1 protein-coding gene is annotated in these 1,056 nt (G+C 65.7%); it reads left to right on the forward strand.

Annotated features, from left to right (window positions below; all coding sequences use genetic code 11):
- Positions 1–1,056: acyltransferase domain-containing protein (locus ACZ5FU_RS34955; protein WP_451782138.1), on the forward strand; the 1,056-nt coding region annotated here is incomplete at both ends.

The following is a 1,056-nucleotide window of genomic DNA, read 5'->3' on the forward strand; positions in this document are numbered from 1 at the left end:
GCCTGTTGTTTCGGGTGGTTCGGGGGTGGTGTTCGTGTTTCCGGGTCAGGGTGGGCAGTGGGTGGGGATGGCGTTGGGGTTGTTGGCGGAGTCGGTGGTGTTCGCGGAGTGGATGGGTCGGTGTGGGGAGGTGTTGGAGCCGTTGGTGGGGTGGTCGTTGGTGGAGGTGTTGGGTGATGAGGAGGCGTTGGGTCGGGTTGATGTGGTGCAGCCGGTGTTGTGGGCGGTGATGGTGTCGTTGGCGGGGTTGTGGCGGTCGGTGGGGGTGGAGCCGGTTGCGGTGGTGGGGCATTCGCAGGGGGAGATCGCGGCGGCGTGTGTGGTGGGTGGGTTGTCGTTGGAGGAGGGTGCGCGGGTGGTGGTGGGGCGTAGTGGGGTGATTGCGTCGTCGTTGGCCGGTGGGGGTGGGATGTTGTCGGTGGGTTTGCCGGTGGGTGTGGTGGAGGGGCGGTTGGGTGGGGGGTTGTCGGTTGCTGCGGTGAATGGTCCGTCGTCGGTGGTGGTGGCGGGTGGGGTGGGTGCGTTGGAGGTGTTGGAGGGGGAGTTGCGGGGTGAGGGTGTTCGGGTTCGTCGGGTTGCGGTGGATTATGCGTCGCATTCGGTTGAGGTGGAGGGGGTGGAGGGTGAGTTGGCGGGGGTGTTGTCGGGTGTGTCGGGTGTGTCGTCGGGGGTGCCGTTTTATTCGACGGTGACGGGTGGGGTGGTGGATACGGGGTTGTTGGATGGGGGGTATTGGTATCGGAATTTGCGGGAGCGGGTGCGTTTTGAGGAGGTGACGCGGGTTCTGTTGGGTGAGGGGCGTCGGGTGTTCGTGGAGATGAGTCCGCATCCGGTGTTGGGTTTTGTGGTGGCGGAGACGATGGGTGCGGTGGGTGTGGATGGTCTGGTGGTGGGGTCGTTGCGTCGTGGTGAGGGGGGTCTGGATCGGTTCTTGCGGTCGGTGGGTGAGGTGTGGGCGGGGGGTGTGGAGGTTGATTGGGGGGCCGCGTTCGATGCGCGGGGGGCACGGCGGACGGAACTGCCGACGTATCCCTTCCAACACCAGCACTACTGGCT

The organism is Streptomyces sp. NPDC031554, assembly GCF_055580685.1.